The sequence below is a fragment of the Shimia litoralis genome (assembly GCF_005518135.1).
Lineage (GTDB): Bacteria > Pseudomonadota > Alphaproteobacteria > Rhodobacterales > Rhodobacteraceae > Shimia_E > Shimia_E litoralis.
Genome location: NZ_SULI01000009.1, coordinates 14537 through 30969, shown reverse-complemented (window position 1 = coordinate 30969; position 16433 = coordinate 14537). Strand labels below are relative to the sequence as shown.

The 16433-nt window shown below is 55.1% G+C and carries 15 protein-coding genes and 1 tRNA gene; 7 read left to right on the top strand and 9 right to left on the bottom strand.

Annotated elements, in window-relative coordinates; all coding sequences use genetic code 11:
- Positions 1–26: 26 nt before the first annotated feature.
- On the bottom strand, positions 27–905 hold the full coding sequence (locus tag FAP39_RS09275) for a DMT family transporter (protein ID WP_138016120.1): 879 nt from the start codon (positions 903–905) through the stop codon (positions 27–29).
- A gap of 137 nt (positions 906–1042) precedes the next feature.
- Between FAP39_RS09275 and FAP39_RS09270 the strand changes: the two genes are divergently transcribed.
- Entirely contained in the window at positions 1043–1786 is a 744-nt protein-coding gene (locus FAP39_RS09270) for an endonuclease/exonuclease/phosphatase family protein (RefSeq protein ID WP_246059042.1), read from the top strand.
- Positions 1787–1837: 51 nt separating this feature from the next.
- Positions 1838–3097: a cation:proton antiporter gene (locus FAP39_RS09265; RefSeq protein WP_138016119.1), complete on the top strand. Its 1260-nt coding sequence runs from the start codon at positions 1838–1840 to the stop codon at positions 3095–3097.
- 72 nt (positions 3098–3169) lie between these two features.
- Here FAP39_RS09265 and FAP39_RS09260 read toward each other — a convergent pair whose 3' ends face one another.
- Positions 3170–4501, bottom strand: a complete 1332-nt coding sequence (locus tag FAP39_RS09260; RefSeq protein ID WP_138016118.1) for a DEAD/DEAH box helicase — start codon at positions 4499–4501, stop codon at positions 3170–3172.
- Positions 4502–4841: 340 nt separating this feature from the next.
- On the opposite strand from FAP39_RS09260, the gene FAP39_RS09255 reads away from it, so the two are divergent.
- Entirely contained in the window at positions 4842–5261 is a 420-nt protein-coding gene (locus FAP39_RS09255; RefSeq protein ID WP_138016117.1) for a Fur family transcriptional regulator, read from the top strand.
- A 16-nt stretch (positions 5262–5277) separates the two neighbouring features.
- Here FAP39_RS09255 and FAP39_RS09250 read toward each other — a convergent pair whose 3' ends face one another.
- The gene (locus FAP39_RS09250) at positions 5278–5868 is read right to left on the bottom strand and encodes a YceI family protein (protein ID WP_138016116.1); all 591 of its coding nucleotides are present in this window, start codon (positions 5866–5868) and stop codon (positions 5278–5280) included.
- Positions 5869–5965: 97 nt separating this feature from the next.
- Between FAP39_RS09250 and FAP39_RS09245 the strand changes: the two genes are divergently transcribed.
- On the top strand, positions 5966–6667 hold the full coding sequence (locus FAP39_RS09245) for a nucleotidyltransferase family protein (protein ID WP_246059041.1): 702 nt from the start codon (positions 5966–5968) through the stop codon (positions 6665–6667).
- Here the strand turns inward: FAP39_RS09245 and FAP39_RS09240 are convergent.
- Both FAP39_RS09240 and FAP39_RS09235 read right to left on the bottom strand, forming a co-directional pair.
- Positions 6604–7392 carry a Hint domain-containing protein gene (locus tag FAP39_RS09240; protein ID WP_138016115.1) on the bottom strand — a complete coding sequence of 263 codons (789 nt, stop codon included), beginning with the start codon at positions 7390–7392 and terminating at the stop codon, positions 6604–6606. The genes FAP39_RS09245 and FAP39_RS09240 overlap by 64 nt on opposite strands.
- A gap of 163 nt (positions 7393–7555) precedes the next feature.
- On the bottom strand, positions 7556–9244 hold the full coding sequence (locus tag FAP39_RS09235; RefSeq protein WP_138016114.1) for an alpha/beta hydrolase: 1689 nt from the start codon (positions 9242–9244) through the stop codon (positions 7556–7558).
- A 142-nt stretch (positions 9245–9386) separates the two neighbouring features.
- Here FAP39_RS09235 and FAP39_RS09230 point away from each other — a divergent pair, with 142 nt between their 5' ends.
- Positions 9387–11468 carry a mechanosensitive ion channel family protein gene (locus FAP39_RS09230; protein WP_138016113.1) on the top strand — a complete coding sequence of 694 codons (2082 nt, stop codon included), beginning with the start codon at positions 9387–9389 and terminating at the stop codon, positions 11466–11468.
- Positions 11469–11519: 51 nt separating this feature from the next.
- Here FAP39_RS09230 and FAP39_RS09225 read toward each other — a convergent pair whose 3' ends face one another.
- From FAP39_RS09225 to FAP39_RS09215, 3 genes are all read right to left on the bottom strand, one after another.
- Positions 11520–13145, bottom strand: a complete 1626-nt coding sequence (locus FAP39_RS09225; RefSeq protein ID WP_246059038.1) for a L,D-transpeptidase family protein — start codon at positions 13143–13145, stop codon at positions 11520–11522.
- Positions 13146–13214: 69 nt separating this feature from the next.
- Positions 13215–14348, bottom strand: coding sequence for a BamA/TamA family outer membrane protein (locus tag FAP39_RS09220; protein WP_138016112.1), 1134 nt, complete (start codon positions 14346–14348; stop codon positions 13215–13217).
- A 187-nt stretch (positions 14349–14535) separates the two neighbouring features.
- Positions 14536–14621: transfer RNA gene (locus FAP39_RS09215), tRNA-Leu, on the bottom strand.
- A 264-nt stretch (positions 14622–14885) separates the two neighbouring features.
- Here FAP39_RS09215 and FAP39_RS09210 point away from each other — a divergent pair.
- Positions 14886–15464, top strand: a complete 579-nt coding sequence (locus tag FAP39_RS09210) for a YqaA family protein (protein ID WP_138016111.1) — start codon at positions 14886–14888, stop codon at positions 15462–15464.
- Positions 15461–15940 carry a disulfide bond formation protein B gene (locus FAP39_RS09205; protein WP_138016110.1) on the top strand — a complete coding sequence of 160 codons (480 nt, stop codon included), beginning with the start codon at positions 15461–15463 and terminating at the stop codon, positions 15938–15940. The genes FAP39_RS09210 and FAP39_RS09205 overlap by 4 nt, the downstream gene beginning before the upstream one ends.
- Before the next feature lie 4 nt (positions 15941–15944).
- Here FAP39_RS09205 and FAP39_RS09200 read toward each other — a convergent pair whose 3' ends face one another.
- Positions 15945–16370 carry an Lrp/AsnC family transcriptional regulator gene (locus FAP39_RS09200; protein WP_138016109.1) on the bottom strand — a complete coding sequence of 142 codons (426 nt, stop codon included), beginning with the start codon at positions 16368–16370 and terminating at the stop codon, positions 15945–15947.
- Positions 16371–16433 lie beyond the last annotated feature (63 nt).

Sequence of the window (16433 nt, the reverse complement as noted above, 5' to 3'; positions counted from 1 at the left end):
GCGTTGAACAGGAAAAGGCGCGGCTTTTATCTACGCCGGTTGATCAGGATAATGCCGACGGCCACCATCGCCAAGGCCAGCCAAATCTGCACGCCCACGGTTTCGCCCAACAGCCACCATCCAAACAACACGCTAAACACGGGCGACAAAAAGCTGAACGAGGCCACCGAGCTGGCCGGATAGATGGTCATCAACCAGAACCAGAACACATAGGCCATGGCCACAATGCCCACCGCCTGAAACATCAGGCCTGCGAAATGTACCGCTTGCGGGTCTCGCAAAAGCGCCCCAAACAACGGGGCCACAGACATTAAAACCACCGCAGACACAATCAGTTGCCACATCAGTTGTGCTTCGGGTTTGATGCGTGACATCGGTCCAAGCCGCACAACCAGCACAATCGCGGCCCAACTCATGGCGGCCCCCAAAGCGGCCAAATCGCCCAACAAACTGGCATGCCCGCCCTGTCGATCACTGAGCGCCACAACGACCCCGCCCATTGCCAGACATAACCCGATCGTGCGCGAGGTATTCAGATGTTCGCCCGGCAAGACAAAATGCCCTGCCAAAGTAAGCCAAACAGGCATGGAATAGAAAATGACACTGGCGCGCGAGACATCCGTGAGATCAAGAGAGATATACAACAGTATGAATTCAAGGGAAAAAACCAAACCCGACACGATACCCATGACAACATAGGATCGCCCCATGGGCAGCTTGATCCCGCGCCACCACATCCAAGCACCCAGAAAAACCAAGCCAATCACAGACCGAAGCCCTGCGGCAAACACCGGGCCAAACCCGCCATTTGTGACCTTGATCACAACCTGATTAAACGCCAGCAATGTGGCAAACAATATCAGTGATGTCGCCCCAAAGGCATCGATATGTGTTTTGCGTTCCATCAGGCCACAGGCGACGCTTTTGAACCCAAAGTCAAGCACTGGACGACAGTTGGTTTCAGATTAATTGTCTCGTTAAGCAACAATCTTCAACCTGTGACGGCATGGGGCATGGAAACTCTGATTTTGCGGTGGCAAATATGGTTCCAATGACCCAAGAATATCCCATGCGCCACGCCCACCGAATCCGCCTTGCGACCTATAACCTGCAAAAATGTGTTGGCCTTGACATGCGTCGACGTCCGGATCGGTCATTGCAAGTGATCAATAGCCTTGAGGCAGATGTCGTTGTTTTGCAAGAAGCCGACAAAAGACTGGCTCCGCGTCCAACAGCCCTGCCCTTTGACCTGATCGAAACTCATGGTTGGCGCGTTCTCCCGTTTGGACAGGCTGGCGGGTCCTTGGGGTGGCACGGGAATGCCATGTTGGTACGGCCACATATCAACTTGGTCGACAGCCTTAAGATCGACTTGCCCGGCCTTGAACCACGGGGCGCAATTTTGGCAGAGCTGGCAACACCCATCGGCCCCTTGCGGGTGATCGGTGTGCACCTTGGGCTTTTGCGACGGTTTCGCCTGATTCAATTGTCTGCCATCACACGCCTGTTGCGCCAACGCCCCGACATGCCCACCGTCTTGGCCGGTGATTTCAATGAATGGGGTCCAAAGCGCGCATTGGATGCGGCAACGCCCGGATTGGATTTCGTCGATATCCCGCACAGCTTTCCTGCGCCACGCCCAGTCGCCGCATTGGATGCCTTTGCGATAAATGCCCCCTTGAAGGCGCTCGAATATGGTGTGCACAGTGCGCGACCCGCCGCCATTGCGTCGGATCATCTGCCTGCATGGGTAGATTTGACCCTGAAGGGCGCGGATACCTTGTGACAATGACCTTGGGCGTGGTAGCCAAGGCACGGATTTCCCAAGGACACCACAATGCATTTTTTACAAATTACATCTTTTCTGATTGTCCTTGCTGGCGTGTTTGGCGCGATTAACTATCTGTATTTGAAGCTTCCTGCGGCTATCGGCATTTTGATCGTCGCGCTATTGGCCAGCTTTGGATTGCTGGCTGTCGACATGCTTGCCCCCCAACTAGAGATCGCAGATACCGCCCGCGCTCTGGTGGTCAGTGTCGATTTTTCGGACACGTTGCTTGAGGGTATGCTGGGGTTGCTTTTGTTTGCAGGCGCCTTGCACGTCAAGCTGTCGGATTTACGCGCCGAATGGATTCCGGTGGCGTTGATGGCCACCATTGGCGTTGGATTGTCCACCGCCATTGTCGGGTTCGGCTTTAGCTGGATCACTGGCATGCCCTTGATCATTGCGCTGGTGTTTGGGGCACTGATTTCACCGACCGATCCGGTCGCCGTTCTGGGTGTTTTGCGTCAGGCCAATTTGCGCAAATCGCTGGAAACCAAAATTGCCGGAGAGAGCCTGTTTAACGACGGTGTGGGGTATGTGGTGTTTCTGGTTCTGTCGGGCATGGCTTTTGCCAACACCGGTCATGGGGGGGGGCATGGGGCATCTGAACTGGATGATGCGGCGATCCTGTTCATCCAAGAGGCGTTTGGCGGGGCGCTTCTGGGGATTGTGTTGGGCTGGATCACCTTTCGGGTCATGCGCCGCATTGATGATTACTCTCTTGAGGTGCTTTTGACGCTTGGCCTTGCCTTTGGTGGCTATGAGCTGGCGGTGGCTCTCCATGTCTCGGCGCCCATCATGGCGGTCTGTGCCGGTTTGCTGATTGGCGATATTGGCACCACCCATGGAATGAGCGCGCAAACCCGCGAATACGTAGACGCATTCTGGAAACTGATCGACGAAATCCTGAATGCGGTGCTGTTTCTGCTGATTGGGTTCGAAGTCTTCGCCGTGGCCTTTGATATGGCCTATCTCAAGGCGGGTGTGCTGGCGATTGGCCTGTCGCTGGTGGCACGTTTGGCGGCCGTTTCGGTGCCCGTGCTGGCCTTGGAACCATTCCGCAAATTCAGCCGTGGTGTGATTCCAATCATGACATGGGGCGGCCTAAAGGGCGGCATTTCCGTCGCGCTGGCTTTGTCTATCCCGGAAAATGAATGGAAACCGTTGATCCTGACATCGACCTATATCGTGGTGATTTTCTCGATCATTGTCCAAGGCCTGACGGTGGCACCACTGGCCAAAAAAGTGGGGCGTGAGCCTGATATGCTGTAATTTTGGCGGCGAAAACTATCCGCAATTCACGACGCAAAAGGGCGGTGCATCTCCTGCACCGCCCTTACTGTATTAAGCTGCTTTGCCAGAGCTTCCGCGGTTCGGGGCGCGACGGCGACGTTGTCCCCCACCGGGTTTGCCGCCAGCACCTGGGCCACCAGCGCTCTGACCGCCGCCACCGCCACCTTGCGATTTACGGCGTGGGCCGCCCTTGCCGCGTCCACCATTGCCAGGCTTGCGAGGTTTGGTTTTATGGCTTGGATCATCCATGCCCATCCACGGTGTTCCGGACAGCACAGGGATATCCATTTTCATGACTTTTTGGATCGCCTTGAGCTCGTCAACCTCGTCAGGGCTACAGAAGGCAACCGCTGCCCCGTCCATACCGGCACGGGCAGTCCGGCCAATACGGTGGACATAGTTTTCCGGCACGTTTGGCAGATCATAGTTATAGACGTGGCGCACTTCGGGAATATCCAAGCCACGGGCCGCGACGTCTGTTGCGACAAGCACCAGAATTTCACCAGACCGGAAGGCTTTGATGGCGCGTTCACGTTGGCCTTGGCTCTTGTTGCCATGCACGGTACCCGCCTCGTATCCGGCCTTGACCAATGCCTTCATCAGGCGGTCAGAGCCGTGTTTGGTCCGCGAGAACACAATCGCGGCTTCGTCACGATGCTTGGCCAGCAATTCAATCAGCAAGCTGGTTTTTTCGCCCTTGGCAATAAAGTGTACGCCTTGTGTCACCTTATCCGCGGCTTTACCGGGGGGGGACACTTGCACGCGGACTGGATCATTTAGATAGGAGCCGGCAATTTCGGACATCTGCTTCGGCATTGTGGCCGAAAACAGCATGGTTTGGCGTTTTTCAGGCAGCCAATCCGCAATTTTGCGCAGCGCATGGATAAACCCAAGGTCCAGCATCTGATCTGCTTCGTCCAGAACCAAAAAATCGGTGGACGCCAAGTCAAGCGCATTGCGCTCCATCAAATCAATCAGGCGCCCTGGTGTGGCCACCAGAATATCGGTGCCTTTGGCCACGCGGCCGATTTGTGGGTTGATCGACACGCCGCCCACCACAAGACCCACCTTCATCGGGGTTCCGATCAGCAAATCCTTAAGGCTTTGGCAAATCTGGTTGGCCAATTCGCGCGTTGGCGCAAGAATGAGACCGCGCACGGTGCGCGGCGCGGGCTTGCCGCTATAGGATTGCATACGGGCAATCAAAGGCAGGCCAAACGCCAGCGTTTTCCCTGTGCCGGTTTGGGCAAGCCCCATAACATCTTTACCTTCCAAAGCGTGCGGGATCGCACCAGTTTGGATGGGGGTTGGCGTCGAAATGCCGCTTTTTTCCAGTTTTGAGACAAGCGCCTTAGGCAGGCCCATTTCTTGAAACGTTGTCATACATATTCTTTCCGGCATTGTGTGACGACACAAAGCCATTAAGCCCCGAAGCGGGGCAATCTGGTGGTAGGCCCCGAACCTAGCGAACTGCCGTATGCAATTTCACCGTTCAAAACCTTGGCCCCACGCGTGATTTTGGGATCAGTTTAGCGCCTCTGATTGGGTCTGTCGGACCCAGATGTATATCGCTGCTCACGCGGCAGAAGGCGGTTAGAGGTGCAGATGGGGCCTGTTGCCCCACAAGTCAAGTCATAAAGACTGTGGATAGTTCTTGAAAAGAGGTGGTCACAGCCACAACACACCGCTAAAAACCTAGTTCAAGACCAACAGGGACTGTCTTATGACCGACACGATTATCGCCCGCTGCGAGGCCAAAGGCCTGCGTATGACTGAACAACGCCGTACGATTGCGGCCGTGTTACAAGAAAGCGCAGATCACCCTGATGTAGAAGAACTGTATGCGCGGGCCTCGGCGCGCGACTCGGGTATTTCGCTGGCCACAGTATATCGCACGGTCAAACTCTTTGAAGAGGCTGGCATACTAGACAAGCTCGAGTTCGGGGATGGCCGCGCCCGCTACGAAGACGCAGAACGCGAACATCACGATCACCTGATTGATATCAACTCGGGCGAGGTCATCGAATTTGTGGACCCCGATATCGAAGCGCTGCAGGAAAAGATCGCGGAAAAGCTTGGCTATCGTTTGATGGGTCACAAGCTTGAGCTGTACGGCGTTCCAATTCGCAAGCCCGGGGCGTGACCCGAATTATTGGCGGTTATTGCGTGACTGCATCCCGATCCAAATAGACCAAAAATCCAAGGTTGATGCGGTCACCAACCAGTTTTTGAAATCCTGTCACGCCATAGTCTGACCGGTTGACGCCCCCCTCAATGCGCAACACCAATTTGGAATTGTCCAATGGCGCATCAGCCTCGCGCATGAATTTCGCCTCAAGCACAATTGGACGGGTTTGTCCGCGCAAGGTCAAATCCCCCAAAATGCGCGCGCCAGTGTCGCTCCGTGACACGGTATGGCTGATAAATTCTGCATAGGGGTACGCACCGGTATGCAACAAATCCGGTGATCGCATCGCCATCGTCGCAAAAGCACCGCCTGCGCGCGCAAATTCCGTTGCAATTCGAACGCGAACTTCTGATGCGCTGACATTGGCCAAATCTACGGTGACATCGGCTTCTGAAATTGGAAAGTGGCCTTTGGTGGCCAAGCCTCCCAAATCATAAAAAAACGCCACATTTGAACGTTTGACATCCAACATATACGCATAAGGCTCGGCGCACGCGGATCCAACCGCCCCCAACAAGGCAACGCCAAACGCCAAAACTTTTGATACATGCGCAATTTCCATCAAACGACACTAGCACATGGCTTGCCACACCCACAGACACAATCACTTGAAACATTTGTGTTTTTTTCGTTGGGTCCGTTCAAGCTGGCTTTAGATCATGATTTTGAACGCTCTTTTCAATCAGATCGGTTTCCAGCACAGTGACATTAGTAACACGCCAGTGTCTTTCACAGACCGCAAAGGGTCACGTCGCGCTATGCTTGCCATTCTCATTCCGGCCGCCGGGCTGTCTCGACGCATGAACGGTGCTGACAAACTGCTTGAGTTGGTACATGGGCGGCCCATCTTATGTGATGTGGCCAAGCGGGCCTTGTCGACGGGATGTCAGGTCATCATCGCCCTGCCCGCAACCAACATCGCGCGCCATGATGCGCTGGGCGGTCTGGCGCAAAACCCCAACCTCACACTTGTCCATGTCCAAGACCCGGCATTGGGTATGTCACATAGCTTGCGCACTTTGGTTCAGGCCTGTGCCCCATCCATCACGGCGGCCATGATCCTTCCCGCAGACATGCCGCTTTTGAGCGAAGATGACTTGGCCAAAATGCTGGCTGCATGGCACACCGCACCAGAGATGATCCACCGCGCCACTTCAGATGACGGAGACCACGGTCACCCTGTGATTTTTCCACGTTCAATGTTCCAAGACTTATGCGGACTGCAAGGCGATCGGGGGGCGCGATCGGTGCTCAAGGCACACGCGTCTGCCATCACCTATGTCAGCTTGCCCGACAATCACGCGATATTGGACTTGGATACGCCAGAGGACTGGGCCGACTGGCGGTCACGCCACGTCTGAGACATCATCGCGATGGCGTGTTCTGCCTGAACCATACAGCGTGCCGGACCATATGTTTGACCGCGTAACCTATTCAATACATCTTGGCTTTGCGTCTCTGGGGTGTCGCGCTGATCTTGCGCCCCCACGGGCAGATCAAAGGTCTGTTTATGGGCCTGAAAAGTCTCGCACCAAAGCCCATTTGCCTGAATGAGTTCGTGCCGATCCAAAATAATCAAGACGAACTGACGGGGTGTTTTGCGCGTATTGCGCGTGACATGGGGCAATCCAACGAGATCTTTTGCGGTAATCAGCGCCTCGCAAACCCCCGAAATATCCAAGAGCGCATCAGTGCGCACCAATAGCCGAAAACAGCTTGAGACCGACAATTTTGCATCCGGCATCCCAGCCCCAAATGCGCCTTGCGCAATGTCGATGACATCCTCGGCGGTATCTTGGGCATCATCACAAAGAGTTTGTGCCCCGATCCATCGTATGGATTGAAAGCCATTGTCACGTGTCAGAACCATATCACCTTGGGAAAGGTCGCAAATGCAACGCTCGCCTTGCACTGTCTTGATACGGGTATCAGGCGCAAAACAGGAATACGCCTGTTCAGACGGGTCTTGTCCGGATGGTGCCAAAGCTGATGCCCGCGTAACATCCGAGAAGGTCTCGTAAACCTGAGCGATGGAAGACGCCGTGTCAGTTTTTTGGGAAAGCCGTTTATGAGTGACAACATGCATAAGAAAACCAAAACAAAATCTTAAGAACCCCAGAGAATATTTCTGGGCTTACACGACTATGTCTTGGGACTTGGGCGGAAATCGGGCACAGCAGTGCAACAAGTTCGGCATTTTCAGGTCAAAACAGGTGCATACCCGTTTGCCAGACATCAACACGCATTGCTTAATTTGCCGCGCGCAGCTTGATCACATCCATCACCCCAAGCCAAAAGCTCTGATCCGCAGACTCGGCGGACTGTAGTCTGGTTTGCGCCTGACTAAGCGCATCCTGACCATGCACCCGCATCATATCACCTGCGGTACGCACCTCTTGAACAGGACACCCGTCGGGGCGCACATCCCAGACGCTGCCGGTGGACGACGCTGTCGTGCGCGCAGCAACCCCACAGCGTTCGGAAGGCTGCCACCCCAGACGTACGACCCCCAGAATATCTCCCAATAGCTCTGGGGCGTCCGCAAAATACGAATGGCCCAAGGAATCTGCTTCGACCAAGGAGGCATCAACAGTATCAAGCCCCGCCAGTTGCAAAGGCGTGCCATTGGCATCCCCTGCCCGTGCGGCCCCATTCACACGTCGCGATATCTGAAGCGCCAGATCGTGTTTGGAAGCATAAAGCGTTACACCATCGGTATGTGCGCGAATGCCCTCAAATCGTGCGGCCAACTCGGCCCGATCCACATCCGGTGCGGCCAGAACCAATTGCCCCAACGTGCGGTCCGGATATTTGAGAAAAAATGTCTCAAGGGCTTCAAGCGCATACCGGTTGCCCATGGAGTGGGCCACAACATGCAATTTACCCGACCCGCGCGTGGCCATTTCAAAAAATGTTTCCATTGCTGGGCGGGACGCGACCACATTGTTGGCATCGCTGAGATATCCATACAACGAGCTCTTTGAGGGCCAGCTGTAATACATCGACGTGCCAGGGAATTCGAGATCATACGACAACTGTGCTGCACGCAAGGCACCGTCGTGAAAGGACACGTTATACCCATGAATAAACAACAGACGATCCTCTGCGTCACAACACCCTTGGGCAAAGACGTCTTTGGTCATGGTCTGCATTTCGGCCAGAACAACATGTTGGGTCGGATCAAGTTGCTCGGTAAAGAACCATCCTGTGGGTCGTTCGATCAATCCCGCCAGATGGTTGGGCGGAATGGTGACTGTGAGCGTCCCCACAGACAGCGCACCAATTTCGGTGCCAAAGGCCAGAGCGGGATCGGCTTGGCCCGTCGGTTGCCGGTTGGTGCCATACCAAACTTGGACGGCTGTCGGTTCCTGAAGATCGCGCATGCCCGCGATACGGCCATCACTGGCATCCGTGTCTTGGACCTTTTCAATGTGTCGGCGCATCTTGCGGACTTCGGCCATCAACGCAGGATTTTGCGCCCTGATCATGGGTTCAAGCGCGTCCAGCCGCACCAATAACGCAGGGTTCTCGGCACCAAGGCGTTTTTCAACGGCATTATAGGCCAGCAAGGCGTGTTCAAGCGCTGCGGCGTCATCCCCAAGCGCCGTATACGCCAAGGTCATGATGTCCAGAACGTCCGCCGCACGTGGGTCCGCGGGTTCAAAGCCAAACTTGAGGCGTTTGATATACGCCAGCGCCCGGTCAGGATCGCCTGCTGCCAACGCCGTTCGGGCAAAATCCAGACGCATATCCGGATCGTCCGCGCGTGCCAAAACCTGATCTGCGATATCAAGTGCGTCGCTGGGGGACGCACTGCGCAAGGTTTCAAACTCTGCGTAAAGGGTCAGCGTCTCTAAATCGGGGACATCCTGTGCCGGTGCCGGACCCGCCCCAAGAACACCAAGACAGACCAACCCAGACACCAGAAATTTGCGCACGCTCTTGTTCCCGTTTCTTAGAAAACCACATTTGGTGGCTTAAGGGTAGCATAGCATATACACGGATCAAACAGTTTCCCTTGTTCGATCAAGGTGTTGTCGGTACCGTCTTGTTCAACTTGATTTTAAGACAGGGGCACCCATGCGCCGACTTGCTCAACCATTTCTCGCCATTCCCGTTCTGGGCATTATGTTTGGCCTTTTTGCGCGCGCCGCGGATGCCCAAGAACCCCCTGCCCCCGACATGGCAGAAGAGTTTTTTGGCACCACCCAAGTGGTGTTTGATACGCTGGCCGCCAGTTCCTCTCGGGCGGCGGAAAACCTTGCCACGCTGATTGCCTATATTCCCAGCTTTCCATCCGAAATCGGGCATTTTTTCGTGCGCCTGCACGCGACTGGCTTCAACAGCTGGAGCCTGCTGTTTCAGTCGTTGTTTTACTTGGGCATCGGGGTGTTGGCAGAATTGGTGTTTCGCACAGTCCAGTCACGCATCAAGCTGACCAAAGAGAGCGATGGCCATATCGGGATCGGGCGGCGCTTTGGCTGGTTTGGGGCCAACATGGTGGGTCTGTCGATCTTTGCCTGCCTTGGGGGTTGGCCGCTTTTGATGGCCACCCAACAAGATCCGGTCGCCCAAACCGTGGTGATCACCTATCTCACGGCAATTCTCGCTGTGCGCGTGTTTACCATTTGCAGCCGGATGGTGCTGGCCCCATTTTATCCCGAGATGCGTATCGTGCATCTGGATGATGCCGCCGCCCGTCGTTTGTATTGGTGGGTGACGGGCATTGCCGCCTTTGCAGGGTTTTCATTTGTCACCGCAAGCCTGTTTCATTCCGGCGCGATGGAACCCAAGGCGGTGTTGATCTTTGTGTTGGCCAGCCGGAGTGCGCTTGCGCTTTGGGTGATGTTGGCTTTCTTTGCCAACCGCCCGACGATTGCACAAATTCTGCGATATGGCTCTGAAGGGCGCGAACGCGGCAAGGGCTGGTCGTCATTTGCCGGGGTGTGGCACCTCATGGCGTCCATCTATGTGACACTGTCGTGGTTTGCGACCTCGATCCTATTGTTGTTGGGCCGTATGGAGGCCAACAAACTGGCCATCTTTAGCTTTATGACGGTCATGCTGGCCATTGCAGTGTGTCTGATGCTGGATGATTGGGCCACCCGTGTGGATCGACGCAATGATGAACAAGCCCAATTCCCGACCATCCCGAGCTTTGCCCAGTTTTTTGCCCGCATGGGGCGCGCTGCGGTCGTGATTGTAACGTTGCTGTTGCTGCTCCGTATCTGGAGCGGCCCATGGCATGGACTGGTCGCGGCGCGCACCGTTGGGGGGCTTGTGCCCGCATTGACGCAACTTTTGATTACCACATTCATTGCGTATATCCTGTGGCAACTGGTTTTGATTGGCACCGAACGTGTGCTGTGCCGCGCGGCCCCACGCGCAGGCGAAAGCGAAACCGCTCGCCAAACACGGATCGCCACGCTTTTGCCGTTGATGCGCAACAGCATGCTGGCGGGGATCGCCATTATCGCAGGCATGATTGGGTTGTCAGCGATCGGCGTCGATGTTGTGCCATTATTTGCTGGCGCGGGCGTGATTGGGCTTGCGGTCGGCATGGGCAGCCAAGCTTTGGTCAAAGATATCGTATCGGGCTTGTTTTTCCTATTGGATGACGCCTTTCGCGTTGGCGATTATGTCGACACAGGCGTGGCCATGGGCACCATTGAACGGGCAGGCATTCGATCCCTGCAAATCCGCCACCATCTTGGGGCGTTGCATACGGTGCCTTTTGGCGAGATCCAGACCATCGCCAACCATTCGCGCGATTGGGTGATTTTCAAAATGGACTTCCGCGTGCCCTTTGACACAGACACTCATGCGCTGCGCAAGAAATTCAAGGCGCTGGGCCAGACGCTTTTGACGGATGAAACCTTTGGACATTTGTTTGTCGAGCCTCTCAAATCTTCGGGTGTGGTGATGATGGACGACAGTGCCATGATCGTACGGGCATCGTTCAAATCCCGCCCCGGAGAACAGTTTCAACTGCGCCGCGTGGTATACGAGGCCGTGCGCAAGATGTTCAAAGAAGAAGGCATTGACGTGGCCGTGCGCGAAGTGCGCGTGCGATCCAGCGACGGCTCTGCGGCGGGTGCCGGTGCCCAAGCCGCCGTTGAAGAAGCCGCACAAGCGGCGCTGAACACGTCAAAGCCCAGATAGTACGGCGCGCGACCTCATATGGGGCCGCGCGCCATGCCCCCAGCGTCGGGATTACCGGTTGAGGGCCTTCAAGATAGGTGTGTCGCGCGCATAGATATCTTCGCGAAACTGCACGGCCCCATCCTCGAGCCAAGCGGTCCAATAGGTCAGCAATACCGGCACTGGCGCAGGCAAAGTGACCCGCGTGGTCTGTTTACTGGCGAGAATATCTTGCATTTTGGCTTCGTTCCAACTTGTGTCGGCTTCCATCAACAGGCTGGCGAACTCGAACGGATATTCGATGCGCACGCATCCAGAACTTAGGTTGCGCTCGTTGCGCTGAAACAGATCACGATTGTTGGTGTCATGCAGATATACGGCATATTTGTTGGGAAACATGAATTTGACCAAGCCAAGCGCATTCGTCGGACCCGGTTGCTGTACCAATGTCACACCTGGATTATCAGCCGACCAGTTCACCTGTGACGGCGACACAAGTTTGCCATCTGCCCCCCGCACAACATAGTTGTTACGCTCAAGATACTTTGGGTCTTTGCGAATAACCGCAAGCTTGTCTTTGACAAAAATGGAATGCGGCACGGTCCACGTTGGGTTGAACTCCATGTACTGGATTGCATCCCGGAACACGGGTGTCTTGCGATACTGTGATCCCGTCACCGATCGGGTGATCCATGTGCTGCCGTCTTCTTTCACCAGATATGTGCGCCCGCCTGCAATATTGACCAGCACATAATCCCCATCCAAATCTCGCATCAACCAGCGTGCGCGCTCAAGGCTCAACCGGATTTGATCGACACGTTCTTGAGCCGTGCGGTTGAGAGCCTGATAAGATTTCGGCCCAATGACACCATCTGCCTCAAGCCCGTGGCGCGCCTGAAAAGCCTTTACATCGCGCACAAGGCCCGTGTCATACACCCAAGCCGGATCTTCACCGCTTTCCGGTGCATTTGGCAAAATCTGCCCTTCATTCAATGCATGTTCCGCAGCAAGCCGATACCGCAAGGCGACAACAACTTCGGAAATCATGCCGGGCTTGAGAACCTCGCGGTCAACGACATGTGGCCAACCGCCGTTTGCGGCGACCTCACGGTACGCCGCCAAGGCAGTGACAAGTTGATCATATTGCGGCTGATCAATCAGAATACGCCCCATGAGTGCTGAGAACCCGTCGCCCGCCAAATAGCTGTTCAACACCCCAGCAGGGTCTTGTTTGAGAACCGGACGCTCAAAATTCCAATCATCGTCCAGCTTGGCAGGGTCGACTTTGCCAAAAATGGAATAGGTCAACAGCTTGGCGGCCGCATCCGAGGCGACCACTTCGAAGGCCGCAATATCGGCAGCATTGCCCGTGCGCTGGGCTGTGGCTTGAAGGTCTGTCAAAATATCCAGATGGAAGTCACTTGGCAGAAACCCATGAGACACCCCGCGATGAATCTCTTGGACCAAATCTTGTCCTGCTGCTGTTCCAAACCACGCGGCCTGATATGCGCGTTGCTGATAAAAACGCGGCACAAACACATCCGCATCCAAAGACACGCTTGATCCCGAAGTATCACCCTCTGCAAAAGCCTGAATCTGCGCCTGAATTTGCTGTTCAACAGGTCCGGCCCAACTTGCCGACGATATTGTCATCACCAGCGCAATGACACCACTGGCGACCGTTGATCGTAAATTCATGTGTCATCCTATCCCAAGGTTTGCAAAATCTGCCTCACGTCACCCCAACCTGCCCGATTTGGAGTGTGGTTAAAACCGTTCACCGACGGAAAGATATAGCAACGTTTCATTCAGGTGGTTGTGCGACACATCAATCGCGAAATTGACCGGCAACGTCTTGGAAACTCCGATCCGAAGCCCCACACCGCCGGCGATCCCATAGTCATCCAAATCCCCGAAAGACGCACCAACAGCCCCTGCCCCGGCGAATGCTACCAGTCCAAAGCGCTTGCTCATCTGACGGCGATATTCCACCTGAAGCGAGGCAAGCCGCCCATCAAGAAACTTGGTCGGGTTAAATCCCCGCATGGAATCCGTTCCGCCAATCGAACAGAGATCATAAAACGGCGCAGTCTCGGATGTGGCGCAGCCAACGGCCTGAAAGGCCAGCACACTGTCTTCGCCCAACGCGTGGTAGCTGTTGGCAACCGCTGTGTATACGTCATACGTGCCAATCAAGTCCGTTGAGGGTTCGTTCCCCAACGCGGTGACGTATAGGCGACGTCCAGACCGCGGATAAATGTCACTGTCTCGAGTGTCAAATTCTGCACTGACCCCATAGCTCAAGGTTTCCACGCCCCCAAGAAGCGAATAGTTCGGCGGGGTGGCGCCAAAGGACGACGCCCCTGAACTCAACTCTGTAGAGAGATACCGCCCCATCAGCCCCAACGATAAGTTAGGAGCAACCTGACGTGTCACATACACACGCCCCAAGGTTCCGGTTTGAGAAATCGGAATTTTAAGTGAATTGAAAATCAGATCATAGTTCAAGTCAGCATCGGCAAATGTGCCACCAAAATTCCAGCGATCTGCATCTAGCGACAAATTTACAGTGAGTCCAAAGGCCTCACTGCCATTGCTCGACTTAAGCCCACCAACCCCAAGCACCGAGGTTCCCGAGTCGGGGTCTGCTTGAAACAGATATCCCAAACCCAAGGCCAGGCCAGTTTCAATCAATGGGTTGGAAAACGGAATAGGCGCGGCAATAAACGAGCCACGGCGAAATCCGATATCCTCATTTTCTGCGGCCTGTTTCACTGGTATTGTCGACCGTGCCACAAGGCTCTGGTCGGCATGCGCCATATCGCCAAACGGTAGACACCAAGACGCACTGGCCAGACAAGCCACGCCAACCATAGACCGGACTCTAGAATGAGAAGTCATGCGTATTCCTGCTCAGGTTCGCGCTATTTTTACACACTTACCCACCGGCTCCAAGACATGTGGTCCACAAACGGCGGGGCGCTATTCGAACGATCCGCGCCGTCCGACACGAAGAGACGATCCATAATAACAGAAAAAGCCTCCCGAAGGAGGCTTTTCTCGGAGCCTGGATACTTGCAAAAGCAAGTGGTACCCAAGGCCGGACTCGAACCGGCACGCCCGTTAAGGCGGGGGATTTTGAATCCCCTGCGTCTACCATTCCGCCACTTGGGCTCCGTTCGTGTGGTCTACCCAAGGCGACGACCGTCGTCCAGCCTGAAATTACAGATTTTTGAAAATTTTCAGACACTGCACACTCTGCACGATTTCCGCCTGAGCGACCTGCCGCGACGACAACGCCACACCAGCCCTGTACGGGCCCCGTACGGGCGATAATTCGCATGAACACCGAACCAGACACATTATTCACTTGATATTTTGCCCAGTTTCCCGTCCCAAGTCCCCAATAGGACAAAAAGATTTTGAGGACCCAGAACAATGCTCAAACGGCTGTACGACTGGACCATGCATTTGGCTGATCACCCCAAAGCTCTTTGGGCGTTGGCATTTGTCAGCTTTATCGAAAGCTCTGTGTTCCCGATCCCACCAGATGTTCTGATGATTCCAATGATCCTTGCGCGCCCGTCACGCGCGTGGCTGATCGCGCTGGTCGCGTTGGTGGCCTCGGTTCTGGGCGGATTGTTGGGCTATGCGATCGGTGCCTTTGCGTTTGAACAACTTGGCCAGCCAATTTTGGAAAGCCTTGGCAAGGGGGATGCCGTGGCCGAATTCAACACCAAGTTTAACGACTTTGGGTTCTGGGCGGTCCTAGGTGCAGGCATTACGCCGTTCCCCTTCAAGGTCATCACCATCATGTCTGGATGGACAGGCATGCCCTTGGGCGTGTTCCTCGCGACCTCGTTACTGGCAAGGGGCTTGCGCTTTTTCATTGTCGCTGGTCTTTTGCGGACATTCGGCGAGCCGGTACGGGATTTTATCGAAAACCGGCTTGGGCTTGTCGCAACCGTTTTCCTTGTGCTGCTGTTTGGCGGCTTTGTTTTGGTGAGATATCTATGACCCGACTTCAATCACGCCTCATGATTTTGGTGCTGACCGGATTTTCCATCGCATCTATTTTGGGCGCTTGGGGGTTTCAGTATATCGGGGGGATGGCCCCCTGCGAGCTGTGTTTTTATCAACGATATCCGCATTGGGCCGCCGCCGCGTTTGGCGCGTTGGCCTATGCGCTTGGCACAAAGCTTTGGTATTATCTTGCCGCGCTGTCGCTGTTGGTCACGTCGGCCGTCGGGTTTTACCATTCCGGTATCGAGCGCAAATGGTGGCTTGGGCCGGAATCCTGCACAAGCCGCGGTGCGCTTGATCCAAACAGTTTGCTATCTATGGATGGCCCTGCCCCCGCATTGTGCGATGAAATCCCGTGGCAAATGTTTGGGGTCACAATGGCCAATCTGAACGCAATTGGGTCCTTGGCCATCGCTGTTGCATGGATTTGGCTTGCCCGCCAAGCGGTCGCGAAACGTCCGGCCGCCTAAAACCTCAGGCGGCCTTGCGCGTTGCCAGCAGCAAGTTGGTTTCGCTGATGCTGACACCGTCAAACTTGCGAATACGTCCAAGCACCGCGTCCAGATGTTCAAGCGTGTCTGTGCCCAACTCTACAATCAGATCCCATCGGCCGTTGGTGCTATGAATGGTGCGCACTTCGGGCAAACCGTTTAACTGGCGGGTGATGCGCTCTGTGCCGCGCCCTTCAATCCCGATCATCATCAGACCCCGCACGGCGTCGCGGTGTGCATCTCCTTTAAGGACAACAGTAAACCCGACGATATCACCGCTATCGCGAAGGCGCTCGATCCGCCCCCGCACGGTTGTCCGCGACACCCCAAGCAGGATTGCAAGATCAGACAGAGATGCACGCGCGTTGTGGCGCAAGGCAGATATCAATTTATTGTCTAGATGATCCATTTCGGACAAAACAACCTTCTAAAGGTACAAATTACCTCCGTATTGAACAAATTGTCCGGTATA